Raw genomic sequence first — 26,905 nt, forward strand, 5'->3', positions numbered from 1 at the left:
GCCCTCGGGGTGGATTCAGGTTCGGATGTAACGCTCCTGTCGTGCATCACCAAGAGGAGATGGGGGACGGACAGACAAGGGAGTCGATGTGAGGCAACCGCCGGACAGCGGCCTGGTCGCGCGGATCGGTGAGGATCCGGAAGCGTTCGAGGCCTTCTACCGCGAGCACGTGCAAGCGGTGCTGCGGTACGCGACCCGGCGGACCCGGGACCCGCACACTGCGGCCGACCTGGTCGCCGAGGTTTTCCTCGCGGCGATCTCCGCCGCCGGCGGGTACCGGTCGGAGCTGGGAACCCCGATCGCCTGGCTGCATGGCATCGCCCGCAACGTGGCCGCGTCCCAGGAACGGCGCGCGGCGCGGATCTGGGCGGCCGAGGACCGAATAGCCGGCCACCGACTGCTGGACGGCGATGACATCGCACGGCTGGAGGAGCGCATCGACGCCGAGCGCGCCTCACGGCAGTTGCTGGAACGCATCGCTTTGCTGCCGCTCGGACTGCGGGAGGTGCTGGAACTGGTGGCGGTTGACGGTCTGAGCGTCGCCGAGGCCGCCAAGGCACTTCGTATCAGCACCGTGGCTGCCCGCGTCCGGCTGCACCGGGCTCGCAAGGCCCTGAAGCAGCCCGACACCTATCTCGAATCTGCTCCGCCCCCCTCGTCCCTGGTGGAGGCCTGAATGAACGCCGAACGCTTCGAGGAGCGGTTGATGCACGAGCTCAAGAACCACGTCCAACAGCGGGCGGACAGCCCGCACCCCGACCAGTCGGCCATTGCCCGACCCCGCCGCCGCGCCCGCGTGCGCTGGGTCCCGGTCGGCTTGGCCTCGGGCCTGGCCACCGCCGTGGCGGGTGTCGCCCTGACCGCGCTTCCGACCCAGACCGCGGCCGCCTACACCCTGCAGAACAACGAGAGCGACCTCGTCAAACTCACCATCGTCAACCCGGCCGGCAAGATCGACCTGGACAAGCTGCAGGAAGACCTGGACCGTATCGGCGTTCACAGCCGCGTGCTGGCCGGTGACCCCGACTGCACCACCACCCCGCGGGGCAACCCCGACCCGTCCGCATCCCCCAGCCCGTCCACGTCCCCATCCACGTCCCCGTCCACATCCCCCAGCCCGGAACCGCCCCACAGCGAAACGCTGCCCCCGGCACCGTCCGGTTCGGCAAACCCCGCCCCCGGCGACATCAGTCTGCGCACCAACGGCTGGGACATCGGTTGGGAAGACGGTAAGACCGTTCTCTACATCCGCCCCAGCAAGATCCCCGCTGACAAGCTGCTCATGGTGGGTTTCCCGCTCGCCAAGACCGACCCCGCCCACGCCTACGGGGCGATCACAGGAGGTCTACTGGACGGATCGGGCCCGGACTGCCTGCCGGCCCCGCCGCCCGGTACCGTTCACTTCCAGTAGGGCCATGACCGTGCCCACGGGCGTCTCGCAGTCGCGGGGGCTACCCGTGGTGGTAGCGCTCGGATCCGCCGGGGTCGGAGAAGGTGAGGCCGCGGCCGCCGGCGGGCGGGCGCCGGGCCGGGGCAGGTGCAGGCACGGTCTCGCCGAGCGGCTGGCGGAAGTCTCCCCGCCCCGGACGCGCACGACCCTCGGTTTCACAGCGGACGGCCGACGCTCCCGGACCTGTCGGCCGTCCGCCGGGGCACCCGTCCCGAGCTGCCGCTCCCGCGCTCGTGACCCGACACCCTCATGACAGGAGTTCCTGATGCCTGCCCTCACATGCGCAGCCACGCCACCACCCGCCGGGCGGTGCCCCCGATGGCCCTGACAGCACAGCGAACACAGCCACGATCAACCCCGAAAACCCCGCAGCGGCCCGGCGGTGGTCAGCTGCCGTCGCTGACCGGGATGCGCTGGGTGGCCGCGTTCACGGTCTTCGTCTACCACGTCCGCAACTTCGGCTACTTCGGGCAGGGCCGGAGCGGCCGCCTGGTGAACTGGGCGTTCGGGGCCGGCGCCGTGGGAGTGTCGTTCTTCTTCATCCTGTCCGGGTTCGTGCTGGCCTGGTCCGCCCTGCCCGGGGAACGGGCCCGCACTTTCTGGCGGCGGCGCCTGGCCCGGATCTACCCGGTCCACCTGGTCACCGCCATCACCGCGCTGGTGCTGGCCTACAGCCTGGTTCCCGGGCTTCGGCCCGGAGGTGCCCGGGAGGCGGCGGCGAACCTGCTGCTGGTCAGCTCCTGGAAGCCCGAGTGGTGGCAGACCCTGAACCCGGTCAGCTGGTCCCTGGTCTGCGAGGCCTTCTTCTACTCCGCCTTCCCCGTCCTGTACGCAGGCCTGCGCCGCCTGCCCACCCGCGCCCTTGCCGCCACCGCCCTGGCCGCAGGCACGCTCCTCGTGCTGATGCCGTGGGCGAACACCCGCTACGCCCTCGGCTGGACGCTCTACTCCTCCCCGCTCCCCCGGCTCCCGGAATTCGTTCTCGGCGTCACGCTCGGCCTCCTGGTCAAGACCGGCACCTGGCGCGGCCCCGGACTCGATGTCGCCCTGGCGGCCACGCTGATCGGCTACTTCCTCGTCGCCCAGCTCCCGGGCGAATACGGCTACGCCGCCTGCACCGTGCTCGGCCTGGCCATGCTCATCCCCGCTGCCGCCAGGGCCGACCTCACCGGCGCCCCCTCATTCTGGCGCCACCCGCGCCTGGTGCGGCTCGGCGAGTGGTCCTTCGCCTTCTACATGATCCACATCCTGGTCATGCGCACCGGCGAGGCCCTGTTCGGCGACCAGCCCCACCTCGCCACCGTCCCCGCCCTTGCCACCACGGCAGCGGCCTTCGCCCTCTCGCTCACTCTTGCCTGGGCCCTGTACGCCGGCGTCGAACGCCCCGGCCGACGACTACTGCTCCGATCACAACCCGCATCGCGCCGCTCCATGACCGCACACACCCACGTGCCCAGCCAGTGGGAAAGAAGGGACTGACATGCCGACCACGCTACGGATGCGCGCGGGTGTGCTCGTTGTCCTCCTTGCCACGCAGGCCGCCCTGGCCGGCTGCGACACACCGCCCCCAACCCCGATCCTGCGCACACCCGCTGACAGGCCGACGGCACAGGCTCACACGCCCGCCCAGCATCCTCCGGCCACGGTCTCGGCTTCCGCTGCCCCAGCTCCGAAGCCCGACGCGGCAGCCGCGAAGTCCATCGTCATCATCGGGGCCTCCGTCTCCGACGGCTACAAGGCCTCACCCGGCGCATCCTGGCCCAGCGAACTCGCCCACCGCCTGCAGCAGGCCGGCCGGCCGGACCAGGTGGTCAACGCCAGCATCAGCGCCACCAGGCTGCTCACCGACAACGGCCCCACCATGCCCAGTTCCCTGACCCGCGAGGACAGGGACGCCCTCGACGTTCCCGGAGCGGGCACCATCGTGCTCACGGACGTCATCAACGACATCCAACAGACCCCCCACCAGTACGATCCGGCCGCGATCATCGCCGGACTGCGATCCTTCGTCGCCAAGGCCCACGCCAGGGACGTCAAGGTCGTCGGCACGACCATCCCGCCCTACGGCGGCTTCGGACGCTACGAGACCGCCGGCGAACACTGCCGGCAAACCGTCAATGACGCGATCCGCCAGGGCCAGCTCTTCGACGGTGTGATCGACTTCGACGCCGCACTCAGAGACCCGGCCGATCCCACCCGCATCCGGCCCGACTACGACTCCGGCGACCACCTCCACCCCAACGACACCGGACACCACGCCATGGCCCAGACGATCGACCCCGACCTGTTCACTCCGATGACCCGCTGACCCTGACCGGCCCTGTCGTCGTCCGCGACATGCCCGCCGACCCCGAGAACTCGATCACCTCGATCGCCGAGATCCTCGGCGTCAGCCCCGGCACCGTCGACAGCCGCATCCCCGACCTGCAGGAACTCCGCGCCTCCGGCCGCGTTCCGAGGCAACTCACCACCTCGCGCGAATTGTGACTTTACGGCGGCTTCATGCTCCGAATGTCGGGTCCGATGAAGAACTTCGCGATCACGATCAGTGCGCCCAACTGGGCCAGTACATAGGCGATCTGTGCGGAGAAACCGCGAAGCTGGTAGATCCAGAGCAGCAGTCCGAAGCGGCTGGGCCACAGACGCCGCTCGGCATGGAAGGTGTCCGCGTCCATGGCGAGGCCGGTGAGGGTCAGTACCAGAAGCATTTGGCAGGTGGCGATGGCCACGTTGCCGAGCGGCTGGTCGGTGATGAGGTCGCCCAGGGTCCCCATGACGATCAGCAGGGTGTAGACGGCGACCAGGCTCAGGGCGCGTGCCGGACCGCGGCGTCCGGGCAGCAGGCGCCAGAGCCCGCCCAGGACCAGGCCCGCACCTGCCGAGGCGAGCTCCAAGGTCAAGAACAGCCTGACCATGTTGGGTGCCCCGAAGGAGTCCTGCGCGGTGTACATCCACTGGGTCTGCTCCGCCTGGTAGGAGAACCAGAGGATGACGAGAGTGCCCGGAAGGCCGAAGGCGGCCGCCAACAGGGCTGCCCGGCGGGCGTTCTCCCACCACCTGGCGTGTGGGCCCCAGCTCAGGGCGACGTCCATGATCGTGTACTGGCCGGGTAGCCAGGCCCGTGCCGTGTCGGCGGTTCCGGTCGGCGATCGCCAGCGGTGCAGCCCGCTCAGCTCCCGTTCCATCGCGTGCCGTTCCTTCTCCGCCGCATGTCGGCCGGCGGCTCCCTCGCTCTTCCCCATGTCCCGGAGCTCGTCGGTCAGCTCCCGGTAGCGGCGGGCACGCACGATGAGGCCGGAGCGGCTCGCCTCCGTGATCGCTTCGCTCAGCCTCGGAGTGTTCCCGCTTCCCTCAAGGTGATGGGCCAGGACCGCCCAACGGCTCCCGACCGCCAGCAGGGCGTAGAGCCCGGCGATGTCCAGGACGAGCCAGAGGACAGCCACGGCCTGGCTGCCGGCGAACGAGCCCTGGCGGTAGGCGACCACGACGGCGAAGAACACGGCGAGCAGGAGGCGGTCCAGCCTGGTGGGATACGCGCGCGGCACGGGGAACGCCAGGTCCCTGGCCCGGAGCAGGGCCACGACGGCGATGCCGGTCAGCACCCAGGTCCAGGAGGCGCACCACGAGGGGATCTGGGTCGCGTAGGACACCAGACGCTCGTTCAGGAAGGACCGGTGCAGCCAACCGTACTCCGGCATCGCGCGGTTGCTCAGCCAGCTGGCCCGCTCCCACCCGCGGGCCTGGGTCCACCACTGCCATCCGAGCAGAAGGAGGGTGGCCACGGCAAGTCCCGGTCCGACGCGGCGCAGCCGCCAGGGTGACGTCGGTGGCCGGATCAGCCCGCCCTCACACGCGAGCCGCCACATCCACAGCGCCAGGCCGGTCAGCCACAGCCACAGGAGCGCCGCGGTCGTGGCCACCAGTGGGGCGAAGCCGTGGACGGGCCCGGTCCCGGAGAAGGAGAGGCTCTCGGGGAGACTGAACAGGGACGGCCAGGCGGCTACCAGGCCGCCGGCCGCCGCCACCAGCGAGGCGGCCAGCAGCACCGACCTCTTCGGACGGGCGGTGGCCGTCAACGCCCAGCCGACCAGAATCCCGGTCAGGATCATCCAGCGTTGGTCGAGGAGCGCGTACTGCGGTAGCAGGAACGTCAGGATGATGACGGCGCTGGCCACACCCCACTGCAGCAGGACCGTGCTGCTGCGGATCTCGAGCGCGGTGGCCTCGTCGTGGGCCGGCCGGCGGCGGGCTCGTAGAGCGGCCACCGCGACGATGGCGGAAATGACCACCCACCAGGTGGCCTGCCCGATCTTGTTGCTGACGAGCAACGGCGCATCGTTGCTGCTCACCGCCGCCCATGCGCGTTGCCATGGGGGAGCCACCTGAACCATCATCAAGGAGCTCGACGCCTGGGGCGGGTCGGGGTCGCTCCACACCATGCTCCCGTTGCCGGCGGTCGAGGGTTCGGGCGTCATGCTGGATGCCTCCAGGCCGCCCAGATCGACCTTGACCGAGTTCCAGCGGGCCCCCGCCAGAGCCGTCGGCGGAACGAGGGACAGCTTCCACTGGCCGGGCTGCACATCGATTTCCCACGGCCCGACGAGGAACGTGCCGCCGTGGTCGAACCAGAAGATCGTCGGGTACTCGACCTTGACCAAGCCGGGCTCGGTGCTCACCGCCGGGTTGGACGAGCGCCACTCGTATTGGCGCAGGTACTGTTCCGGGGGCCGCCCCGACTCCTGCTCGTCGCGCAGGAGACAGTGCATCGCGTCGCGGTAGGCAACAGAACTCCTCTGCAGCAGCAGGCCCTCGGCGTACTCCCAGGACCTGGGTACGCGGACGGTCATGACTCCCCGGCCCTCGGCCGTGTTGTGGGTGTGGTTGGCGATTGTGAGTTCGACGTCCACCTGGGCGGCAGTCAACTGCTCCGTATGGCAGCTGCCCGCGGGTGGGGAATCCGCTCGGGCGGACTGTCCACCCCAGAAAATCAGGAGAACCAGCAACGGCACGGCGCACAGTCCCCACCGGTACACCGCGGTGCTGCGGACTCTCGGGCTGCAACCGTGCGACGGCGGCGAGGTGTTCGTGTCCGCCTCGCCGCCGTCCTCGTTCTTCAACGCGGTGTGCTCCTGCTTCCCGGGCACCCGCTGATCGGACTGCACTGCAGGATCACCTGGTAGGCGTGGCTCTCGACCTCACCGCTGCCGTGTCCGCTCTTCACGAACCGCCACTGCGAGGGCTTGGTGTGACCGGTCGCGTCCGCCTTGTCGACCCGGATCTGGAGCGTGCGTGCCGCGAGGTCATGGGTCTCGACCAGGACCTCGTCGCACGCGACGGGAAAGTGCTCGTGCAGCAGACACAGGCCAAAACGGTCGAGATTTCCGTGCTTTTCCAGCACATCCACCAGATCGCGCACGAACTGGCCGTCCTGCGGACCCAGCCCCTTGGCTTCCTCGAACTTCGGAAGTGGCTGCCCGGGAGTGGCCGTCGGATTTCCCATGAAGTGCTCCTCAATGTCATCTGAGTGGCTTTCGGAAGCCTAGGTGGGGCGACAAACGGCTACAAGCCGACACCCCGGAGGACAGCCGGCAACCCGGCGGACGCGATCGAGGAGTGCTTCCGGACGGCGAAAGGCCGGGGGCGTGACCGTGCCTGCCTGAGACGTTCGGGTGCAGTCGACGCGCGGACATGGCGGTCGGCCGTGGGATCAGGAAGATTGATCGCGGCGGTTCGGGTCCTCGTCGAGGCGGTCATCGAGTCGAAAACGGCATCGGCCGGCCATGGGAACCGGCCGAAATCCCGAGCCGGCAGGGCTGAAGGTCACGTCACGAAGCGCCCCCATCAGACCCGGCCCGAGGTGAGCAGGAGAAGCTCGACATGCCCGTAGCAGACACCGAGGTAGCAGTACTGATCGTCGGTGGCGGGCCAGTCGGGCTCACCGCCCGAGCGCTACTGGAACGCTGGGGCGTGCGGGTACTACTGGTCGAGAAACACCGCGAACTGTCGCCCTTTCCACGGTCCCGGCTGGTCAACGTGCGCTCGATGGAGATCTATCGCCAACTCGGGCTCTCAGCCGAGATCACGGCCAACGCGTTCGCACCGGAGTACGGCCGCATCCGCTTCCGCGACACCCTGTGCGACCGTGACTTCGCCACAGCGGCGATGGTCGGGGTCGACGCGCCGGTACCCGAGAGCCCCGTGACCGGCGTGGTCACCTCGCAGGATCGGCTGGAACCCACCCTGCTCGCCGCAGCAGACGCACAAGTGCGCTTCGGGACCGAGCTCACCTCCCTGGCCGAGGAAACCGACAGCGTCGTGGCCCTGCTCGTCGACCACCGACGCGGTGACGAGACCCGCGTCCGGGCCCGCCATGTCATCGCCGCCGACGGCGCGACCTCCACCGTCCGGCAACTACTGGGAATCGACACCACTGGCCCCGGAGCGATGGGGGGCTTCACCACCGTCGTGTTCGACGCCGACCTCGACCGCTGGTGCGCCCACCAGCCCGCCGGCCTCTACTTCACCGCGCACGGCCTGTTCGGCCCGCTCTACCCCGAACGAGGCTGGGCCTGGTTCGTTCCCACGCCCGAAAACGCTGCACGCGCCGACTGGTCCGACCTCCTCACGCGCGCCATCAGCCCCGGCGCCGGGGTCCGAGCCGACGTCCTGCGGGTTCAGCACTGGGTGATGAACGCGTTCGTCGCCGAGCGCTTCCGCCACGGCCGGATCCTGCTGACCGGCGATGCCGCGCACGCGGTCCCCATCGTCGGCGGCCTGGGCATGAACGCCGGCATCGCCGATGTGCACAACCTGTGCTGGAAGCTGGCGGGCGTTCTCCACGGGTGGGCCGAACCGAGTCTGCTGGCAAGCTACGAGACGGAGCGACAACCCGTCGCCCACCGGACTCTCCGTCAAGCGGTGGAGAACACCCGGCTCCTGCTCCACGTGCAGAACCGGCGTCGCGAGCAGCGCCGAACCGCCGAAGCGGCGCCGGTCCACGTCGAACTTCCCTGGTCGGAACGGTACTTCGCCCAACTCGGTCTCGTGCTCGGCGTCACCTACCACTCCGACGCCGTCCTCGCCGACAACAGCACCCCACCCGAACCATCCGACACAGGCACGGACTACATCCCCACCGCAGAGCCGGGCTGTCGCATGCCTCACCTCTGGCTCACACCCGACCGCTCCACGCTCGACGCTCTCGGCGAATGGTTCACCCTGCTCACCCCGGACCCCACTCACTGGGAGCGGCAGACCACCGCACCATGGCCACTGCGCATCGAGGCCCTTCCCGACGAGCACACCGACCTCTGCGGCCTCCGCTCACACGGCGCACTACTCATCCGACCCGACGGCCACATCGGCGCCCGCTGGCGCGACCGCCCGCCGAGCGACACCGCCCTCCACCACGCCCTCACCACGATCACCCGCTCGACACCCCGCGGGGGGCAGTGAGCGGCCCGGACGCCCCTGACCTGCTTGAGGCGTCCCACTGCCCGCCGCCAGGGTGAAACGACGAGACTCCGCTGTGGAACTCGTTTCGCTCCACGGAACGTACTGTCCGCTCACATACAGTAACCCACCGGGTTGCACCCCTTCCGGCATCCCCCGGCGGGCGTCACGCGGTCGTCTGTCTGCCGAGACGACCGATCCCGGACCGATCCCGGACCGATCCCGGACCACACCCGCCCGTGCGGCTGGGGACGCGCAGAAGGAACGATGGCCATGAATGCGAGCTCCTCTCCGCCGGCCCGGCGGTCGCGTACGGTGTGTCTGGCCGCTGTCGCCGTTGCCGGAGCACTCGGACTGCTCAGCGCGTGCGGCGGATCGTCACAGCCCGGACCCACCAGCGCGCTGACTCCCGGACCCGGGCAGGGCCTGGCGGGATTTCCCGGTGCCTCCGGAACGGGCGGTACGGTCTCTGTCAGCGCACCACCAGGCACCTCCCCGACCTCACCTGCCAGCGGCCAGCCCTCCGCTCCAGCGGCCGCCAACGCGGTGACGATCAAGAACTTTGCGTTCTCCCCGCCCACACTGACGGTCAAGGCGGGCACGACGGTGACCTGGACCAACACCGACCCCGACGCTCACACCGTCACCAGCAAGCAAGGATCGGGCGGGCCACTGCAGTCGGCCGCCCTGGCCACCAACGACACGTACAGCTACACGTTCACCCAACCCGGCACCTACCCCTACTACTGCACCATCCACCCGTTCATGACCGCCACCGTGGAGGTGACCCCATGACCGAGGACACACACGACTCCGACGGCGGTGGCGGGCACGGCATGACCCGCCGGCAGCTCATGCGGCACGCCGCCTGGTTCGGTGGTGCCGTGGTCCTGACAGTCACCGCAGGAGAGGTGATCAGCCACATCCCCGGATCGACGAACACGGCCCCGGCCAGCAGCGCGGACCTGCATTTCGTACAGATCTCCGACAGCCACATCGGCTTCCAGGGCCCGGCCAACATGGACGTCACCGGGACGTTCGCCGCAGCGATCGACCAGGTCAACTCCCTCGGGTTCCGACCCGACTTCGTCATGCACAGCGGCGACCTGACGCACCTCTCCACCCCCGCCCAGTTCGACCAGGTCAAGCAGATGCTGTCGCAACTGGACACCGACCGGGTCTTCACCGTGCCGGGCGAGCACGACTCGATCGGAGACAACGGACCACGCGCCTACCAGCAGACCTTCGGCCACAACACCATCGGCGACGGCTGGTACAGCTTCGACACCCACGGGGTGCACTTCATCGCGCTGGTCAACACGCTGCACCTGGAACAACTCGGCCACCTGGGCGACGACCAGATCGACTTCGTGCGCAAGGACATCGCCGGCCTGTCGTCCGACACCCCCATCGTCATCTTCAGCCACATCCCGTTGTTCGCGATGTATCCGACGTGGGGCTGGGGCACCGACGACGCGGTACAGCTGCTGTCGATGTTCCGCCGCTTCTCCTCGGTCACATGCCTCAACGGCCACGTCCACCAACTGTTCAGCAAGACCGAGGGCAACATCACCTTCCACTCGGCCCGCCCCACCTGCTACCCGTTCCCCCAACCCGGCCAGGGCCCCGCCCCACTTCCCCAGGTGCTGCCCGCCGGACGCCTCAAGGACGCGCTCGGCATCCGCACCGTCAACTACTGGCAGGGCAAGCACGAACTGGCCGTCAAGGACGAAACGCTCGCATGAACACCCGGAGCCTGCCCGCCCTCGCGCTGCGCCTGGCGCTCGCCGCCACGCTCGCGGCCAGCGGATACATCCACGCCCAGCTCTACATCGACGGATACCGCTCCGTCCACGTCATCGGCTCGATGTTCCTGCTGCAGGCCAGCACCGCCTTCGCCGTGGCTGCACTCCTCCTGCTGGCAGCACCCCTGCTCCTGCGCATCGCCGCCGCCGCCATCGCCATCGGCACGCTCATCGGGTTCGCCGCATCCCGCACCACCGGACTGTTCGGGTTCTCCGAAAACGGCCTGCAACCCGCCCCACAGGCCCTGCTCAGCCTCATCGCCGAGACACTCACCCTGCTGATCCTCGCGATCTGGCAGGCATCCGAGGCCCGGCGACCCCGCCGGGCCCGGCCAACTGACGGTCCCGACGGGCACGAAGGCGACCCGGGCCGACAGCCATCCGTTTCCCAAACCCGGCCAGGGCCCCGGCCCCAATCCGCAGGTGCTGCCCCTCCGGCCCCTCAAGCACGCGTGGCTGCCCGGCCGGTCATCGACGGCGCGGACGCCGAGAACGCCCGGCGCCTGCCCGCCCTCGCGCTGCGCCTGGCGCTCGCCGCCACGCTCGCGGCCAGCGGATACATCCACGCCCAGCTCTACATCGACGGATACCGCCTCGTCCACGTCATCGGCTCGATGTTCCTGCTGCAGGCCAGCACCGCCTTCGCCGTGGCTGCACTCCTCCTGCTGGCAGCACCCCTGCTCCTGCGCATCGCCGCCGCCGCCATCGCCATCGGCACGCTCATCGGGTTCGCCGCATCCCGCACCACCGGACTGTTCGGGTTCTCCGAAAACGGCCTGCAACCCGCCCCACAGGCCCTGCTCAGCCTCATCGCCGAGACACTTACCCTGCTGATCCTCGTGGCCTGGAAGCCCTTGCTGACGGCGGCGGTGAAATCGAGAGCGGCGGCGGCCGACCACGTGGCGGGCCTCACTCCCCTCGCCGGCCACCGACGGCTCCATAACGTCCTGTGGCTTCTCCTGCCGGTAGCGGTGGTGGCCGGCCTGCTCTGGTACGGCCGGGTACACACCCCCAACTACGAGACCAGCCTCTTCGGAAATCGCGGCGATGACGCACAACTGCTGAAAGCCCAACTGGGATCGGCGCTCCTGGGCCTGGCGCTGATCCAACTGGTCCTCGCGCTGTGGATCTACGGCCGCCTGCCCGCACTGCAAACCGCACCGCACCGGGTCCGTACCACGCACCGCCTCATCGGCCTGACCGCCTTCCTCCTCTCCCTGCCCATCGCCCGGCACTGCATCACCGCCTACGGCGTCCAGTTCACCGACACCCGTGTGGCGCTGCACTCGCTCACCGGGTGCTTCCTCTACGGGGCCTTTGTCGCCAAGGTCATCGTGGTCCGGCACCGCCGCTGGCCCGGCTGGGCACTCCCCCTGGCCGGCGGCACCCTCGTCACCGCGATCGCCCTGATCTGGTACGCCGCCCCCCTCTGGTACCTGAACGGCTTCCAGGCACCCGGCCTGTGAGCAGAACGTGGGGGTACCTCTCCCCCACTGCGCATGCTTTCCGGCGCGCCGGCCGGCGGAAAGGCCTCTGCCCTGCATCCTGGGGCACGGACAGGAGTCCGGGCGCCGACACAACCTGGCAGCTCAAGGGCCGGCGCCGCCCAGCCCAGTCGGGCGCTCTCCGCACGCGATGCCCGCTCGGACGTATGGCGGGCCGACCCCTCCGGGCCGGGTCTGCGGTCAGCTGCCGCAGGCGCAGCCCGCGGCAGCCTTCGCCGCAACGGGGGTCCGGGTGAGGTCGATGCTCTGCTCCTCCGGGGTGCAGCAGGCGGTGGTGCCGCAGCAGGCGTCCGGCGCGCCGTCGGCGCTCTTGCCGAGGGTGTCGGCATCGGCCTTGACCGCGTAGACCTCCCAGGGCTCCTTGCCCGGGCCGGTCACCCATGTCTTGTCCTGGAGCGCGTAGCAGCAGGAGGTGTCGTTCTCCTCGAAGGTGGCCAGGCCCGCCTCCTGCAGCCGGGCAGTGGCGGCGGTGACCTGCTCGGTGGTCTCGACCTCGATGCCGAGGTGGTCGAGGCGGGTGGCCTCGCCGGCCTCGCCCTCGATGAGGACGAGCTTGAGCGGGGGCTCGGCGATGGCGAAGTTCGCGTAGCCGGGGCGGCGCTTGGCCGGCTCGGTGCCGAACAGCTTGCTGTAGAAGGCGATGGAGCCTTCGAGGTCGGCCACACGCAGGGCGAGTTGTACACGGGACATGGCGGTCTCCCCGATCCTTGGTCATGTTTCGATGGATGTCGATACAGTGAGCTTGCCTCTTTGAATAGACAACTGTCAACATAGATGTATGTCGAATTCGGAACTCATGGTGCTCGGGCAGGACGACGCGGTGGCGTGCTGCTCGCCGATGGTCCGCGAGCCGCTCGGGGAAGAGGCCGCCGCCAGGCTGGCGAAGATGTTCAAGGCCCTGGCCGACCCGGTGCGGCTGCGGCTGCTGTCCCTGATCGCCTCGCACGAGGGCGGCGAGGCCTGCGTCTGTGACCTCACCGGCCCGTTCGACGTCTCCCAGCCGACCATCTCCCACCACTTGAAGGTGCTGCGCGAGGCCGGCCTGGTCGGCTCCGAGCGCCGCGGCACCTGGGTCTACTACTGGGTGCTGCCCGCCGCCCTGGCCAAGCTCTCCGCCCTGCTGCAGGCCCCGGCCGGCACCGCCGTCCAGGCTGCGGGGGGCGCGAGATGACCGCGCTGGCCCCGCTGGGCCGCCGCACGGCGGTCGAGTTCGTCGGGACCGGCGCGCTGGTGGCCGTCGTGGCCGGCTCCGGTATCCAGGCCACCAAGCTCTCCCCGGACGTCGGCGTGCAGCTGCTCGCCGACTCCCTGGCCACCGTGTTCGGCCTCGGGGTGCTGATCACGCTCCTCGGCCCGGTCTCCGGCGCGCACTTCAACCCCGTGGTCACCCTGGCCGCCTGGTGGACCGGCCGCCGCGGCGGCGAGGGCCCCGGCCTGCGCGAGGTCGCCGCCTACGTGCCCGCGCAGATCCTCGGGGCGATCGGCGGCGCGGTGCTGGCCGACGCGATGTTCGCCGAGCCGCTGGTGCGCTGGTCCACCCACGACCGTTCGGCCCCGCACCTGTGGCTGGGCGAGGTCGTCGCCACCGCCGGGCTGGTCCTGCTGATCTTCGGCCTGGCCCGCACCGGCCGCGCGCACTTCGCCCCGGTCGCGGTCGCCTCCTACATCGGCGCCGCGTACTGGTTCACCTCCAGCACCAGCTTCGCCAACCCCGCCGTCACGATCGGCCGCACCTTCACGGACACCTTCGCCGGAATCGCACCCGCCTCCGTCGGCCCGTTCGTCGCCGCCCAGCTCGTCGGCCTGGCCGTCGGGCTCGCCCTCGTCGCCGTGCTGTTCGGCCGCCCCGCCGCGCCCGCCGCCAAGGACGTTGCGGTCCCGCGGGGCGAGCACCACCCGGCCGCCGCCGGCCGCTGAACCCCGCCCCTCCACTCCTGCCCGAAGGAAGATCCCTGTGAGTACTCCCGCCGCCGTCCCGTCCGTGCTGTTCGTCTGCGTGCACAACGCCGGCCGCTCCCAGATGGCCGCCGCCTTCCTCAGCCACCTCGGCGGCGACCGGGTCGAGGTCCGTTCGGCCGGATCCGCCCCGGCCGACACCGTGAACCCGGCCGTGGTCGAGGCCCTGGCCGAGGCCGGCATCGACATCTCCGCCGAAGTGCCGAAGGTGCTGACCGTCGAGGCAGTGCAGGCCTCCGACGTGGTGATCACCATGGGCTGCGGCGACGCCTGCCCCTACTTCCCCGGCAGGCGGTACCTGGACTGGAAGCTGGAGGACCCGGCCGGCCAGGGCGTCGACGCGGTCCGCCCGATCCGCGATCAGATCGAGCAGCGGATTCGGGGCCTGCTCGCCGAGCTCGGTATCGAGGCCGCCGCGTGACCACCGCGGTGACCGTCACCGGGATGCTCCCCGAGCACGCCGCGCAGGTGCTGGCGATCTACCAGGCCGGGATCGACGGCGGTGACGCCACCTTCGAGGAAGCCGCACCGACCTGGGAGGCCTTCGACGGCTCCCGGCTCGCCGAGCACCGCCTGGTCGCCCTGGACGGCGACCGGGTGCTGGGATGGGCCGCGGTCGTACCGGTCTCGGACCGGTGCGCGTACGCCGGGGTGGTCGAGCACTCCGTCTACGTCCACCCCGACGCCCGGGGACAGGGCGTCGGCCTGGCCCTGCTGCCGGCGCTGCTGGCCTCCACCGACGCCGCCGGTATCTGGACCGTGCAGTCCGGCATCTTCCCGGAGAACACCGCCAGTCTCGCTCTCCACGCCAAGGCCGGATTCCGGGTGGTCGGCACCCGCGAGCGTCTGGGCCGCCACCACGGGCGCTGGCGCGACGTCGTCCTGGTCGAACGCCGCAGTCCCGCCGTCGCTTGACCGACCGCCTGTACTCGCAGCGCAACGAGGCCGCCCAACGCGCCCGGGCCAGGACCGCCGCCCGCGTCACGCAGCAGGGAGGCCGCATCTGGTAGCCGACGGGCGACGGCGCTACGGCCGGTGGTCGTCGACCGCCGGCCGCGGGCCCGGCATGGCTGCGGCGGACGCTTGATCCGTTCGGGCGCAACGCCCTGCCCCCAGCGAGCGACGGCTCCGGCATGGCGTGAACTCCCGCGCGTCATTCCTGGGAATCATCGACTTCGTTCGAGTGTGCAGCCTGTGCCTGGCAGAAGGGCTGCGGCCTGATTCCATGAAACCTCCGAAGGCCGCTGAAAGTCGTTCGCAGTGAGATCGCACTGCCAGTGAACCGGTCGGAGAAATTCCTTGGAGCTGCCGGGCCGGCGTCGCACACCTCCGAGGAAAGGGATTCACACATGAAGTACGGTTTCAGACGCCTGTCCACGGTGACCGGAGCGGTGGCCGCCGCGATCCTCCTCGCCTCGCCCGCGGTCGCCCAGGGCAGCACGGGCTCGACAGCTCGAACCGACTCCACCGCTCCCCGACTCCTGTCCGGGCACACGGCGGACCAGAAGGGCAGCACCGGAGGCAACAAGCACTGCGAGCGGGTACAGCGCGGCTTCAGCTCCGACGTCGTGGACTTCGGAGACTTCTCGGACACCCAGTTCCACCTGGCTACGGACCGCCAGGGCGAGGCGTTCCTCAATGACAGCCGGAACCCGGGAGCATGGGTTGACATCGACGTCATCCCCGGCGCCCCGAAGTGTGTGATCGGCACCGACCTGTCCGCCACCGAGAGCGGCGCGAACATCCCCAACAAGCTCTTCCTCAACGTGGAGAGCGAGGACGGGAAGATCTTCCAGGCCGTGTGCAACATCACCGGAACGCCGTTCAGCGCGTCGAACCTGGCGGCTGCCTGCGGCCCAGGGTTCGCCCAGATTCCGGGCACCCCGGTGTGATGACACTCCGCGCGCCGGCCCCGGTTCTCCCTCCCGGGGCCGGCGCACCTCTTCCTTCCCCTCCCCACCCGTCGGCATGGACGAAGTCGGTCCCGCCGCCGACCGGCTCATCGCCGACCTCGCTCCTCAACGCAGCTGACTCCTCCTCACCGTCGTCGACGGCGTCCTCGCGGGCCGGCTGAACCTCCGCCGTGACCTCAACGCGCTCGTCGCGCACTGGGGCACCGTCAACCACGTCCAGAGCCACACGGAACTCCGCAGCCGTTCCATCGGCACCGCCCTGATGAGAGAGCCCTGACGGCGACTGACGGCCGTCCGACTACGGGCCCTTCCCGCCTGGCTGCGCAGTGGCCTCAGACGCGAGGCGGCAGGACCTCGATGATTTCGGCGATGCCAGTGGCAGGTTGGGCCTCGTGCATGGTGATCACATCACCAGGCTGCAGATGCTGCCACTGCTCGGGCTGCAGGGGGGCCAGGCGAACGTCGGCTCTCTCCGGGGCCGAGCTGCGGCGCGAACTCCACCCGAAGCCGCGCGATGTTCAGATCTTGTTGACGAGCGCGTTGACCTGGACTGATCACGCGGTGATGAGGAAGTCCAGAACGAGCGGGCTCGCGACGGCGCGGAACTCCTCGAAGTAGGCGTGCCGTGCGCCGGGAATCAGATGCAGCCGGGCACCGGGGATTCGGTGCGCGAGCAGGTGTGCGTTGGCAGTGGGGTTGAGCAGGTCGTCGCTTCCGTGCACGACCAGGGTGGGTGCGCTGATTCCCGGCAGGAGGTCCCATGCATCGTGCTGGTTGCTGGCCGCGAGGTGGCGACGCCGGGCGTGAGCGGGCATGCCCGGGTCGCCGAGCGTGTGGTAGGGGCCCGAATGGGTCGACAGCCAGTCCGGGGTGTACATGAGTTCCAGGAGGGCCTGCCGAGCCGCCGTCGGTCGAGGTTGCACCAGTGACCTGCGCACGTCGTTGTCGCGTTCGACGCCGTGCGGACCTCCGGGCGACGTGCAGCCGAGTACCAGGGCACCCACTCGGTTCGGGTGGCGGGCCGCGAGCTGCTGGGCCACACGCCCGCCCATCGACGTGCCGTAGACGTCGGCCTGCTCGATACCGAGTTCGTCGAGCACAGCGATCACGTCCTGCGTGAAGACCTCGGTGCTGTAGGGCTCGTCGGGCTTGTCGCTCTCCCCCGTACCTCGGTAGTCGAGCGTGATGGTGCTGCGGACGGCGTGGAAGTCGTCGCGCACCCCGTCCCACCAGTGGTGGTTGTTCGCCTGGCCCGCCAGCAGGACAAGGGGAGCCCCCTCGCCTTGGACCTGGTAGGCGATACGGACCCCGTCGGGTGTCGTCGTGTGCTTCATCGGACCCTCACCCCCGACGGGCAGGGTACAGCGCGCACGTGGTGAGGCTGTCGGACACCTGACGGGGCCCTTGGCCGGGCGGAAGCACCCGAGGGCCGAAAGGAGGCGCCGTACCTCGGATGCCGTACGGTGGAGACCATGTTTTCTGCAGCAGTTCTCTCGCCGCCCGCCCTCTGAGGCGGGTCGCCATCGACACCGGCGCGTAGGCAGGCCACTGGCCGCGACGCGCTGATCGGTTGTGCCCGCAGACGCGAGACCACGACCATCTGCTCCGTCTGGAGATTCCTTCCGTGTCGAAAACTGCTGTTGCAATGACCCCTGCCCCCGTGGCGGCACCCCGATCAGTGCGCCGCGGCCTTGCCTGCCTGGCGTTCGCCGGCATCACCTGGGGCACTACCGGAGCCGCCGTGGACATCGTCTACCGGTCCAGCGACTTCGGGCCCATGGCCGTCTCGTTCTGGCGCTTTCTGACCGGCATGGCGCTGCTGCTCGCGGCCCGCGCCTTCCGCCCTTCCCGTACCGCGCCCAGGACGCGGCAGACGCTGGGCCGCCGTGTGCTGCTGTTCACGGGCACCGGCGTCGGCTTGGCGGTCTTCCAGACCGCCTACTTCGCCGCCGTGCAGGACACCGGGCTGGCCGTCGGCACCATCGTCACGCTCGGGGCGGCCCCGGTGTTCACCGCCGCCGGTGGACGCCTGTTCCTGGGCGAGCGCATCGGACGCGCCGGGCTGCTCGCGGTCGCCGGCGCGCTGGCCGGCCTCGCGATCCTGGTCCTGGGCAACCAGGCCGGTGCCGTCCACCCTGTCGGCGTGGGGATGGCCCTGCTGTCCGCCGCCGGGTACGCCGCCTCCAACATCCTGGGCCGGTGGACCGGACGGCACGGCGCCGGAGAGGACCCGTACACCCTCACGGTGGGGTCGTTCGCCGTCGGTGCGACCGTCATGCTGCCGTTCGCCTGGGGCGAGGGCCTCGTGCCGCACACCGCCCACCCGGGCCACGTCGTGCTGCTGATGCTCTACGTCGCCACCATCACGACGGCGCTCGCCTACCCGCTGTACTTCGCCGGGGCGGGCGCCGTCCGGGCGGCCACGGCGTCGGTGGTGATGCTCATCGAGCCGGTCAGTGCAGCGGTGCTCGCCGTGTTGTTCCTCGGCGAGCGGCTCACCGCTGCCACGGTCGTCGGCACGGTGCTGATGCTCACGGCCATCGCCGGCCTCGCGGCCGCCGAATCGCGACCGGGCGCGAGGAGCTGACCGCTCGCGCGGTGACATGAAGGCGATGTGGTGCGCCGGGACCAGGTTCCGGCGCACCACACGTACGTCCCCCCCAAGCACCCCGGCCGAGAGAGACGTTTCGTGCAGCCGAGCCTGGCGGCCGTGACGATGTGCCACTCTCACAATGAACAGTTGCGAGAGTTCTGCGCGATCCCCGGAATGTGTCCGGTGTGTCCAGGTCTCTGACTGCAGAGAGCCTCTCAACGGCCGGGTGATGCTCTTCGCACACGAGGAGGGGGCAGCCGGGCGGTTGGCCGCTCGGCTGCCCCCTCGTCGTGTTCGTCAGTGCGCGGTGGGCGGGGTCACGAGGTCGGACGGGTCGGTGTTCGCCCCGCACAGCACGACGCAGACCTTCTCGCCGCTGCCGGGCCGGTAGCTGCGGTCCGCGCTCGCGGGGCGGGTCGGCAGGTCGCGGTCGGCGCCGTGCTGGTCCGGGGCGGTGAGCGCGGCCAGCGCGGTCGCGGCGCCGTGCTCGACCGCGACACGGCGGTGGTCCCACAGCGCCTGGCGGGCCCGGGCGATCCCGTCGTCCGCCACCAGCACGGAGTGCACGCCGTCCTGGTGGGCGGCGTGCAGGGCCATGGCGGAGGTACGGCGGGCCCCGAGGGAGTCGGCGGCGATCGAGTCCACCATGACGTCGACCGGGCGGCCGGCCTCGATCGCGGCGTTCAGCGCGCGGCAGTTCTCCGGCTCCACCGCCACGGTGCGGATGCCGTGGTGCTGGGCGGCGGTGGCGACGCCGGCGAACAGGCCGCCGCCGCCGACCGCGACCACCACGGTGTCCAGGCCGGGGATCTGCTGGTGGATCTCCTCCAGCAGGGTGCCGGCCCCGGCGGCGATCAGCGGGTGGTCGTAGGCGTGGGAGGCGAGCGCGCCGGTGGCGGCGGCGAACTCCTCGCAGGCCGCGAGCGCCTCGGCGTACTCCGCGCCGGCCAGGCGGACCTCGGCGCCGTAGCCGTGGAGCTTGGCCACCTTCACCGCCGGAGCGGTCTCGGGCAGGAAGACGGTCGCCCGGACGCCCTGCTGCTGGGCGGCCCAGGCACACGCCAGACCGGCGTTGCCGCCCGAGGCGATCGTCACCCCGGCGTCGGGCAGGGTGTCGGCGTCGCGGTGGGCCTGGATGAAGTTCTGCGCGCCGCGGGCCTTGAACGAGCCGGTGTGCTGCATGAACTCCATGGCCAGCCACACCTCGCACGGCTCGGCCTCACAGTCGTCCAGGGGGTCGAGCCGGGCCGTGCGGATCGCGCCGGGGTCAAGCCGGGCCAGGGCGACGGGGCGGATGCGTCCGGCGGTGCGGTCGGTGGCGGCCTTGATGTCGCCGTACGTGAGCTGGTGCACGTCGTTGCTCCTGCGATGAGTCGGTCACGACCAGGCGATGAGCCGGCCGCTGGTGGTCAGGCCGAGGAAGAACGCGAAGGGCGGACGGCCGCAAGAGTGCCGGCCGCGAGGTCGGCCAGGTGCCGGGCGGTGAAGACCGTGCTGTCCACCGCGCTGAACAGCGACATGTCACCTCCGTGAGGAGTCGGGGACCTACCGTGACGGTACGCTGCACCGTACGCTCACTCGCATGCCGAGGCAATCCACTTCCCTGGACCGGGCGACTCCCGAACCGATCGCCGAGCAAACCCTGTTGATCGTGGATCAGGACGGGCACACCGCACTCAGCTTCCGCACCCCCGCGTCCGCGCTGGACATCTCCGTCGCGTCCCTCCAGCGCCGCCGCACCGACCTGGCCGGCCTGCTCGACCTGGTCACCGACCACCTCGCCGCCCGCCTGCCCGAGATCGAGCCGGGCACCGCCTGGGCGACGCAACGGAGGCACGGTTCGTCGCCCTGTACGAGCTGCTGACGGACCATCCGGGCCTGCCCGCCCTGCGCGGCGACCGGCCCTGCCCGGGCCGCCGCGGTTCCCGGACCGGCGGCCGAGTAGATCAGCGTGGACAGCGCCCTCGCCTCCTACCGCGGCCAAGCCGCGTGGCCGGAGCTGATCCACGGCCGGCCCGCCGTCGTCCACCCGCAGCAGTTCGCCGCCGCTGCGGCGCGCGACAGCGACGGCTGGCCCGGCCAGCAGCAGCCGGAAGGCTGGGCACAGCCGCACCCTCCGCCGGACTCCTGCAGCTGTGTGCCGTGAAGCTCACCTTCGTCGGCGACACCTGGTAGGCCGCAGCCTCACGCGCAGGGCCCGGCCCGAACAGTGCGGATGACTCGGCTGTGGACCGCCGTCACAGGTGCAGGAGCAGGCCCTGGAGGGGTGCGGGGACCTGCTCCGGGTCGAGGGCCTCGGTCAGGAGGCGGCCGTAACGGATCTTGCGTCCCTTCTTCGTGCCGAGGAAGCGCCGCATCCGCTGGTGCGGCGGCCGGTCCTGCTGGGCGGGCTGACGCACGAAGATCTGCCAGGCCGGGAGGTCGCCCTCGGCCCGCAGGATCTCCTCGACCCGTGGCACGCCCAGCGCGCGGATGAGTTCGTCCTCCAGGTCCGCCGCGCACACGAAGAACCCGTCGCACGGCGCGCCGGCCCGTTCGAGACCGCGCTGGTAGAAGCCCCGTTCGCCCTCGTCGCACAGCCCGACGAGGCGCAGGCCCAGCCCGGGCGGCCCGAGCAGGCCGGCGAATCGGCCGACGCTCATCGCCCCACCCATGGGGACGACGCACACCCCCTCGGCGGCCAGATCCCGGCCGTGGCGCGCGGCCAGCGTCTCGACGGCCGCGAGGTCGCTCGGTCCTTCCAGCAGCACCGCCGTCCGGACCCGCAGCCGGCCGGCCAGCTCACCCGCCGGCCCGCCGGGTTCTCCCGCCGCCCAGCCGATGACCGCCTCCCGGAACGCCCGCATGTCCGTCATGGGAGCGATTCTGCCCCGCCCGGGCCGGCACGGCACGGGGTTTTCACCGCCCGCTCGGCGAGGTGGAGCACGGGCCACCCGCACTGGCCGCCACGATCGACGCCGCTGTGACGGCCGGCGGGAGTTCCTGCCGGGGCGGCGGCGGGCGCGGCGGATGCCGGCCGTGGGTCAGTGGCGAAAATGCGCTCGGAGCTACTTGGGGGCGGCGGCCATGGAGGTGACCGCGTCCGCCACGCTGGACCGGTAGAGGCCCATCTTGGGGTTCAGGACTCGTACGCCGCTGTCGAGCGGGAAGTTGCGGGTGTTCGCGAGGGGCATGTTGGTGCCGTCCTGGTCGACCAGCACGTTGAGTTCGTTGATGCCGGGGACGGTGCCGGTGGCGGCGCCGCTCGGGTCGAGGTCGATCACCGCGTACGCCTTCTGGCCCGCCGGGACCGCGAAGCGCGAGGTGCCGCTGGCAAGCACCGGCTTGATGTTCTTGCTCTGGTCGGGAGAGGTGGAGTTGCCCAGGTCGACGCCCGGGGAGGAGCTCAGGCTGCAGGCGTTCGCGCCGGTGTTACGCACCTCGATCACCCACTGGTTGGGCGCCCCGGCGCGGGCCGTCGCCTGGATCGCGAGGTTCTGGATGTCGCAGGGGTGGTCGGCGGCGGAACCGGTACTCCCACCGCCGGGCCGGGTACCGCCCGACGGGCTCGCGCCGGACGGCTTCTGCGCGGCAGGGTGCGATGCCGTTCCCGCGCCCGGTGCGCCCGCCGACGGGGCTCCGGAGGCCGGACCGCCGGCCGTCGAGGGCGTGACGGCCGCCGTGGCGGGCGCGGAGGCCGCCGAACCGCCGGCCGAGTCGGAGTTCTCCGGCCCGCAGGCGGTCAACGCGAGCCCCGCAGCGACGACCAGGACGGCGGGGACGAACAGCGGGCGACGGTGGTGGCGGACGGACATGATGACTCCCCGATGGCGGTGTGCGCTGACTGCGTGGACACCTCACATGACGGTCTGCCGACGGCATTTGGTGCCATGAACGGCGTCACAATCGCCCGGACATGACAGGCACCGGACTGTGACATTCGGTCGGGTGCAGCACGGTTGACACGGCGTCTCCCCCAGGCTCGCCACCCCGCCACCCCGCCACCCCGCACCACTCAGCCACCACTGCCTGCCCCGACCGGAGGCCGCCGCACCACCGTCTGCTCGCCCCGAACCCGGACGGGATCGACCGTGAGATCCCGCAGACTCCGGCCCCTCGTACGGAGGAAGCTACCCCCCGCATGCGGGGCCGACCGTCGTGACCTGCGAGGGCATCAGCGTGGCTACGAGAACGGGCCCGCTACCGGCGGCCGACGTCTGAAGGCGTGCTCGGTGAATCAGGGCGGTAGTGGTCGTAGTCGTTCCACCCTGAGGATCGGGCAAGCTGTTCCCAGGCTGGCGAGGTCCGGCCGGTCACCTGGCGAACGAGCTCGCCTTGCATCGTGAAGGGCGGTGCCTTGTGCGGCTTCTCCAGCGCCTGGCTGACAATGCTGTCGTGCAGGACCGCCGCAGCGTGCAGACGGGGCAGCACCTGGTGGACGCGGTCCGCGTAGCCGTCCGGGAGTGCGGTTGGGCCGCCGCCCAGATCGAAGCCCGCGCCGAGGGCGACCAGCGCGACCTCCGGCCGCTTCCGCAGGGCGATCTCACGGTCCATGTGCAGCGCGATCGCGTCCCACACGACGTCCGTTCGCTCCGGTGGCACTCCCTGCTCGGTCAGGAAGCGGACTGCCAGATCGGCACCGTCCAGCTCGAACCGCTGGTCACCGTTGCCCTCGATACTGAGCCCGCAGTCGTGCAAGACGCAGCCCAAGAAGAGGAGTTCGTCGTCGTAGTCGCGGTCCGGTTGCAGACCACGTCGCTCGCCGAGGAGGCGTCCGTACAGATAGGTACGCACGCTGTGATTGAAGATCGCCGCTGGGACCAGGGCCTGTGCGTAGCGCAGTGTGTCGCGCGCAAGATCGGTTGAAGGGAGGGCCAGTTCGCAGTATCTGTCGCTCACGAGGTGGCCAGTGCGCGGTTGTTCGGTCGTAGCCGAGGACAGTGCGGTTCCCGCAACCCAGCGGGTGCCAAGCGTTCCATCATGATCACACCTCCAAAGGCTACTTGAGGCCAAAGAGATGACTTCTCAATGCCGAGGCATTCGAGCCATCCGGTTGGTTACCCCCTCCGCCCTCCTCCCCCGCCCGACACGGGCCGCGCGCCATCGCTTCGCACACGTGAGGGTCCGGGTGCGATCTCGGTCAGTTGCTCGGTCAGCACGCCGGTGAGCCCCGGCCGCTGATAGTCGGCCGTGCGCGCGAAGCCGTACGCGTACCCCACGGGGTTGCCGTCGATCTTCCCGATGGCACATCCCGTCGGAGGCGGCTCGCGTTCGTGCTCAACGATTCGGTGAACCGGGCAATGGGGGCCGATAGCGGTGCCCGGGGTCCGGCGACCAGCCTCGATCAGTCCCAGGGCACGCCGGTCTGCTGTCCACCAGGACAATCTGGCGTGAGCAGGTCACGCCCGACCTGTGGCGTCTATAAGCGGTTTACATGAGTCTTTTATGTTCTCCACGTTGACCGCAGAAACGGCTCAACGCGAAATTTCACGATCGTCCGAGGTCATCAGCCTCCACTGGTCCGGACAAGCCGTCAAAGAGCCGTCACCCGCTCCCCCGGAAGCCCGTCGCCCACACACGCCGGCCTGACAGCATGTCGAGATGACTGGTGCGGTGCACAACGACAACAAGGGTTCGCCTCGGAACCTGATCCAGGCAGGAAACGTCCGCAACATCTATCTGGGCTCCGACTGCGCCTCCCCTGGCAGACGGTCGGCCTCCGCCGATGCCGAAAGCGATGTCCTGGACGGGCTGGCCCGCGAGGTCCTGGATCAGTGGCGGGATGAGGCCGGCATCCGCGGTCTGCACCATCGGGTCCCAATGGCGATCCCCTGGAAGCTGGAGCAGGGGCACTGGAGCGACCCGAACGCGCAGCGCCCTGAACTGGCCGGGCTTGAGGATCTGGTTGCCTGGGTCCGAGCGCTCACGCCGCACCAGTTGGTGGTGACCGGCCCTGGCGAAGCGGGGAAGTCGTCCCTGGTCGTCCTGCTCGTGGTCGAGCTGCTGAAAGCCAGGGAGCCCAGCTCCCTGGAGAGCGTGCCGGTCATCCTGTCGATGCCGGACTGGGAGCCGGGGAACAGCGTCCAGGACTGGGTCATCAGGCGCATCAGCGAGGAGTACGGAGGGCTCGTCAGAGGTCTGGATCAGCCGACCGTGGAGTCCCTGGTGCGGGATCGGCGGATCGTTCCCGTACTCGACGGCTTCGACGAGCTGCTACCGCTGGCTCGCGAGGACGCGGTGAAGGCGCTGACGCGCGCAATCGGCACGACGGACCCCCTGATTCTGACCTCCCGGCCGGAGGCCTACCAGCGTGCCGTGGACGACTCGCCGGTGCTGCGCAATGTGCCCGTTCTGCGCCTCTGCCCGGTGCCTCCCGAGGCCGGAAGGGCCTACCTCACCCAGATGTGTCATCAAGATCGCCTCGGCCCCTGGCAGTCGCTCTTCGACGCGATGGAGAGCGACCCCGAAGGACCGGTCGCCACTGCCCTCTCCTCGCCCCTGATGCTCTGGCTCGCGGCGACGGTGTACGCGCCGAAGAACGCCGATCCTCGTGAGCTGCTCGATGCGACGCGGCTGCCCACCCCGAAGGACATCGAGGGGCACCTCCTGGACGAGCTGATCCCGACTGTCTGCGCACAGGGGCCCCGGCCGTCCTACCTCCCCGGGCCGGCGCGCCGTTGGAGGTCCGACAGAGCGCCCGCGTACTTTCGCTTCCTCGCCGGCGAGCTTCACCGCCGACGCACTCAGGACATCGCCTGGTGGCAGCTGCGGAGCCTGCTGACCGGGCCGGGCATCTGGGGCACCGTCGTCATCGTCGCCGTAGGCATCTACGGCACGTCGGCGAGCTATGCAATCGCGGGGCTGGCCGCCCTCCTGGGGGTCTCTCCCCCGCGGCCCGGGCTCGGGATCCAGGGAGTGGGCCACGTGCTCGGGGCCGTCGCCGCAGTCGCCATCATCGCAACGGCGTTCGGAAGGATCCTCACAAGGCACCTGTTCAGCGGCTTCGACGATCGCCCACGACGACGGGCGGCCGGTGTCAGTGGACGGCTGTTCCTGGCAGTATCGGCCGCGGCTACGACGGCCGTCGGCGTGACGCTGCCCGGCAGCACGTCAGCGAACCTGTGCGTCTTTCTTCTTCCCCTGCTCTCCGGTGTGCTCCTGACCCGGTCGGCCGAGTCCGATACGGCGGCCAGACCCAGGCAACTGCTGCGCGAGGAGCGCAGGATCGCTCTTGTCGAATCCACAGTGGTCGCACCGGCCATCGCGGGAACCTCACTGGCGTTCTTCCACTGGCTCAACGGCGATCCGCTCCTCATCGCCGGCGGTCTCGTCATCGGCTGGTCGTGCTCGGCCGCCGTGCTGATCGCCCTCAGTCGATGGGGCCGCTGGACCGCCACACGCCTCATCGTGGCGGGGCGTCGACGTCTGCCACGCGATGTGCTGGGCTTCCTCGAGGACGGCCGCCAGTTGGGCGTGCTGCGGCGATTCGGCGGGGTCTACCAGTTCCGGCACGCCGGGTTGGGATCACGGCTCACCGGTGAGGCGCCGGGCTGGATGCCCGGCAGTACCGCAGGACCACGCGAGGTGGTGCTCAGGAGCAGTTCGCGCAGTATCGGAGCCCTGCGGGCCTTGGCATTCGATCTGTTGGGGCTGACCGCCGTGTTCCTTCTGGTGGTCTCCCCGATGTCCTCGGGGTCAGGCTTTCAGGCCGACCTGCGCCGGACCTGGCTGCTGACGGTGCGCTGGTGGCCTGCGCTGCTGGGCGTGCTCGGCGTGCTCCTCCTCGGGGCACTGGCCTTGCGGGCGGTCGCGACCCGGCTGCGCATCGACAGCGAGGGCGTGGAGCTCAACGAAGGCCGAAAGCTACGGCTGCGGTGGGACGACGTGGCGGAGGTACAGGTGGTCAGGGTCCGATCCCGCAGGAACGTGGAGCCCGGCTCCCCTGGTCTGAACGTCTCGTACTGCCTCGCCATGAAACCGGTGGCCGGACGGGAAGCGCCGCCGTCCCTCACCGACTCGGACGGCTGGATCCGGGTGTGGGAGCTGGGCTCCACCGAAGTGGTTCCGCTCGACCTGGAGGTTGCGCTGACCCGGTTCGCCGCCGACCGCTGGCGCCGTGACGCCTGAAGCCTGAGACCGCCTCGCGCCAGGAGTACACCGGCCCACCCGTGGAGCCGAGGACGGCTGGAGGTCCTGGATGTCCACACTGATCATTCGCACGGTGCTGTGCGGCCGCACGGATCACACTGCCC

Annotated in this window: 26 protein-coding genes; 18 read left to right on the forward strand and 8 right to left on the reverse strand. The window is 70.3% G+C overall.

Going from position 1 to position 26,905, the window contains the following annotated elements; translation table 11 throughout:
- The first annotated feature begins 88 nt into the window (after positions 1 to 88).
- From ACFU7Y_RS03415 to ACFU7Y_RS03435, 5 genes are all read left to right on the forward strand, one after another.
- The gene (locus tag ACFU7Y_RS03415; RefSeq protein WP_224273000.1) at positions 89 to 676 is read left to right on the forward strand and encodes an RNA polymerase sigma factor; all 588 of its coding nucleotides are present in this window, start codon (positions 89 to 91) and stop codon (positions 674 to 676) included.
- Positions 677 to 1,411: a hypothetical protein gene (locus tag ACFU7Y_RS03420; RefSeq protein ID WP_224273001.1), complete on the forward strand. Its 735-nt coding sequence runs from the start codon at positions 677 to 679 to the stop codon at positions 1,409 to 1,411.
- A 357-nt stretch (positions 1,412 to 1,768) separates the two neighbouring features.
- Positions 1,769 to 2,929: an acyltransferase family protein gene (locus ACFU7Y_RS03425; RefSeq protein ID WP_374119883.1), complete on the forward strand. Its 1,161-nt coding sequence runs from the start codon at positions 1,769 to 1,771 to the stop codon at positions 2,927 to 2,929.
- A gap of 1 nt (position 2,930) precedes the next feature.
- Positions 2,931 to 3,758 carry a GDSL-type esterase/lipase family protein gene (locus ACFU7Y_RS03430; protein WP_224273003.1) on the forward strand — a complete coding sequence of 276 codons (828 nt, stop codon included), beginning with the start codon at positions 2,931 to 2,933 and terminating at the stop codon, positions 3,756 to 3,758.
- A 29-nt stretch (positions 3,759 to 3,787) separates the two neighbouring features.
- Positions 3,788 to 3,937 carry a winged helix-turn-helix domain-containing protein gene (locus tag ACFU7Y_RS03435; protein ID WP_224273004.1) on the forward strand — a complete coding sequence of 50 codons (150 nt, stop codon included), beginning with the start codon at positions 3,788 to 3,790 and terminating at the stop codon, positions 3,935 to 3,937.
- A gap of 2 nt (positions 3,938 to 3,939) precedes the next feature.
- Here ACFU7Y_RS03435 and ACFU7Y_RS03440 read toward each other — a convergent pair whose 3' ends face one another.
- Positions 3,940 to 6,612 (reverse strand): DUF6185 family protein, encoded by a 2,673-nt coding sequence (locus ACFU7Y_RS03440; protein WP_380766344.1) that lies wholly within the window; start codon positions 6,610 to 6,612, stop codon positions 3,940 to 3,942.
- Entirely contained in the window at positions 6,564 to 6,950 is a 387-nt protein-coding gene (locus tag ACFU7Y_RS03445) for a hypothetical protein (protein ID WP_224273005.1), read from the reverse strand. The genes ACFU7Y_RS03440 and ACFU7Y_RS03445 overlap by 49 nt, the downstream gene beginning before the upstream one ends.
- Positions 6,951 to 7,327: 377 nt before the next feature.
- On the opposite strand from ACFU7Y_RS03445, the gene ACFU7Y_RS03450 reads away from it, so the two are divergent.
- The 4 genes from ACFU7Y_RS03450 to ACFU7Y_RS03465 all read left to right on the forward strand — a co-directional run bounded on the left by ACFU7Y_RS03450 (position 7,328) and on the right by ACFU7Y_RS03465 (position 12,173).
- Positions 7,328 to 8,905, forward strand: a complete 1,578-nt coding sequence (locus ACFU7Y_RS03450) for an FAD-dependent monooxygenase (protein ID WP_224273006.1) — start codon at positions 7,328 to 7,330, stop codon at positions 8,903 to 8,905.
- A 270-nt stretch (positions 8,906 to 9,175) separates the two neighbouring features.
- Positions 9,176 to 9,697, forward strand: a complete 522-nt coding sequence (locus ACFU7Y_RS03455; RefSeq protein WP_380766345.1) for a cupredoxin family copper-binding protein — start codon at positions 9,176 to 9,178, stop codon at positions 9,695 to 9,697.
- On the forward strand, positions 9,694 to 10,647 hold the full coding sequence (locus ACFU7Y_RS03460; protein WP_224273008.1) for a metallophosphoesterase: 954 nt from the start codon (positions 9,694 to 9,696) through the stop codon (positions 10,645 to 10,647). Before ACFU7Y_RS03455 ends, ACFU7Y_RS03460 begins: the two co-directional genes overlap by 4 nt.
- The gene (locus tag ACFU7Y_RS03465) at positions 10,644 to 12,173 is read left to right on the forward strand and encodes a DUF6529 family protein (protein WP_380766346.1); all 1,530 of its coding nucleotides are present in this window, start codon (positions 10,644 to 10,646) and stop codon (positions 12,171 to 12,173) included. Before ACFU7Y_RS03460 ends, ACFU7Y_RS03465 begins: the two co-directional genes overlap by 4 nt.
- Positions 12,174 to 12,392: 219 nt before the next feature.
- Here ACFU7Y_RS03465 and ACFU7Y_RS03470 read toward each other — a convergent pair whose 3' ends face one another.
- A complete protein-coding gene (locus tag ACFU7Y_RS03470; protein WP_380766347.1) occupies positions 12,393 to 12,902 on the reverse strand; it encodes an ArsI/CadI family heavy metal resistance metalloenzyme in 510 nt (169 codons plus the stop codon).
- 88 nt (positions 12,903 to 12,990) lie between these two features.
- On the opposite strand from ACFU7Y_RS03470, the gene ACFU7Y_RS03475 reads away from it, so the two are divergent.
- The 5 genes from ACFU7Y_RS03475 to ACFU7Y_RS03495 all read left to right on the forward strand — a co-directional run bounded on the left by ACFU7Y_RS03475 (position 12,991) and on the right by ACFU7Y_RS03495 (position 16,060).
- Complete coding sequence (locus ACFU7Y_RS03475) at positions 12,991 to 13,383, forward strand: helix-turn-helix transcriptional regulator (RefSeq protein ID WP_224273011.1); 393 nt, start codon at positions 12,991 to 12,993, stop codon at positions 13,381 to 13,383.
- Entirely contained in the window at positions 13,380 to 14,129 is a 750-nt protein-coding gene (locus tag ACFU7Y_RS03480; RefSeq protein ID WP_224273012.1) for an MIP/aquaporin family protein, read from the forward strand. The genes ACFU7Y_RS03475 and ACFU7Y_RS03480 overlap by 4 nt, the downstream gene beginning before the upstream one ends.
- A gap of 37 nt (positions 14,130 to 14,166) precedes the next feature.
- Entirely contained in the window at positions 14,167 to 14,589 is a 423-nt protein-coding gene (locus ACFU7Y_RS03485) for an arsenate reductase ArsC (RefSeq protein WP_380766348.1), read from the forward strand.
- A 23-nt stretch (positions 14,590 to 14,612) separates the two neighbouring features.
- Positions 14,613 to 15,083 carry a GNAT family N-acetyltransferase gene (locus ACFU7Y_RS03490; RefSeq protein ID WP_224273240.1) on the forward strand — a complete coding sequence of 157 codons (471 nt, stop codon included), beginning with the start codon at positions 14,613 to 14,615 and terminating at the stop codon, positions 15,081 to 15,083.
- 434 nt (positions 15,084 to 15,517) lie between these two features.
- Positions 15,518 to 16,060, forward strand: coding sequence for a hypothetical protein (locus tag ACFU7Y_RS03495; RefSeq protein ID WP_224273014.1), 543 nt, complete (start codon positions 15,518 to 15,520; stop codon positions 16,058 to 16,060).
- Positions 16,061 to 16,635: 575 nt separating this feature from the next.
- Here ACFU7Y_RS03495 and ACFU7Y_RS03500 read toward each other — a convergent pair.
- Entirely contained in the window at positions 16,636 to 17,415 is a 780-nt protein-coding gene (locus ACFU7Y_RS03500) for an alpha/beta fold hydrolase (protein ID WP_224273015.1), read from the reverse strand.
- Positions 17,416 to 17,726: 311 nt separating this feature from the next.
- Here ACFU7Y_RS03500 and ACFU7Y_RS03505 point away from each other — a divergent pair, with 311 nt between their 5' ends.
- Entirely contained in the window at positions 17,727 to 18,668 is a 942-nt protein-coding gene (locus ACFU7Y_RS03505; protein WP_380766349.1) for a DMT family transporter, read from the forward strand.
- Positions 18,669 to 18,971: 303 nt separating this feature from the next.
- Here the strand turns inward: ACFU7Y_RS03505 and ACFU7Y_RS03510 are convergent, their stop codons facing one another.
- Positions 18,972 to 20,027, reverse strand: coding sequence for a threonine/serine dehydratase (locus ACFU7Y_RS03510; RefSeq protein WP_224273032.1), 1,056 nt, complete (start codon positions 20,025 to 20,027; stop codon positions 18,972 to 18,974).
- A 229-nt stretch (positions 20,028 to 20,256) separates the two neighbouring features.
- Here ACFU7Y_RS03510 and ACFU7Y_RS03515 point away from each other — a divergent pair, with 229 nt between their 5' ends.
- A complete protein-coding gene (locus ACFU7Y_RS03515; RefSeq protein ID WP_224273034.1) occupies positions 20,257 to 20,538 on the forward strand; it encodes a hypothetical protein in 282 nt (93 codons plus the stop codon).
- A gap of 87 nt (positions 20,539 to 20,625) precedes the next feature.
- The gene (locus ACFU7Y_RS03520) at positions 20,626 to 20,820 is read left to right on the forward strand and encodes a hypothetical protein (RefSeq protein ID WP_224273036.1); all 195 of its coding nucleotides are present in this window, start codon (positions 20,626 to 20,628) and stop codon (positions 20,818 to 20,820) included.
- 91 nt (positions 20,821 to 20,911) lie between these two features.
- Here ACFU7Y_RS03520 and ACFU7Y_RS03525 read toward each other — a convergent pair whose 3' ends face one another.
- The 3 genes from ACFU7Y_RS03525 to ACFU7Y_RS03535 all read right to left on the reverse strand — a co-directional run bounded on the left by ACFU7Y_RS03525 (position 20,912) and on the right by ACFU7Y_RS03535 (position 23,552).
- Complete coding sequence (locus ACFU7Y_RS03525; protein WP_380766351.1) at positions 20,912 to 21,529, reverse strand: TOPRIM nucleotidyl transferase/hydrolase domain-containing protein; 618 nt, start codon at positions 21,527 to 21,529, stop codon at positions 20,912 to 20,914.
- A gap of 192 nt (positions 21,530 to 21,721) precedes the next feature.
- Complete coding sequence (locus ACFU7Y_RS03530) at positions 21,722 to 22,468, reverse strand: DUF4232 domain-containing protein (protein WP_380766352.1); 747 nt, start codon at positions 22,466 to 22,468, stop codon at positions 21,722 to 21,724.
- A gap of 385 nt (positions 22,469 to 22,853) precedes the next feature.
- Positions 22,854 to 23,552 carry an HD domain-containing protein gene (locus tag ACFU7Y_RS03535; RefSeq protein WP_224273048.1) on the reverse strand — a complete coding sequence of 233 codons (699 nt, stop codon included), beginning with the start codon at positions 23,550 to 23,552 and terminating at the stop codon, positions 22,854 to 22,856.
- A gap of 702 nt (positions 23,553 to 24,254) precedes the next feature.
- On the opposite strand from ACFU7Y_RS03535, the gene ACFU7Y_RS03540 reads away from it, so the two are divergent.
- Positions 24,255 to 26,780, forward strand: coding sequence for a hypothetical protein (locus ACFU7Y_RS03540; RefSeq protein WP_380766353.1), 2,526 nt, complete (start codon positions 24,255 to 24,257; stop codon positions 26,778 to 26,780).
- The last annotated feature ends 125 nt before the right edge of the window (positions 26,781 to 26,905 follow it).

The sequence above is a fragment of the Kitasatospora sp. NPDC057542 genome, assembly GCF_042801945.1.
Classification (GTDB): Bacteria; Actinomycetota; Actinomycetes; order Streptomycetales; family Streptomycetaceae; genus Kitasatospora.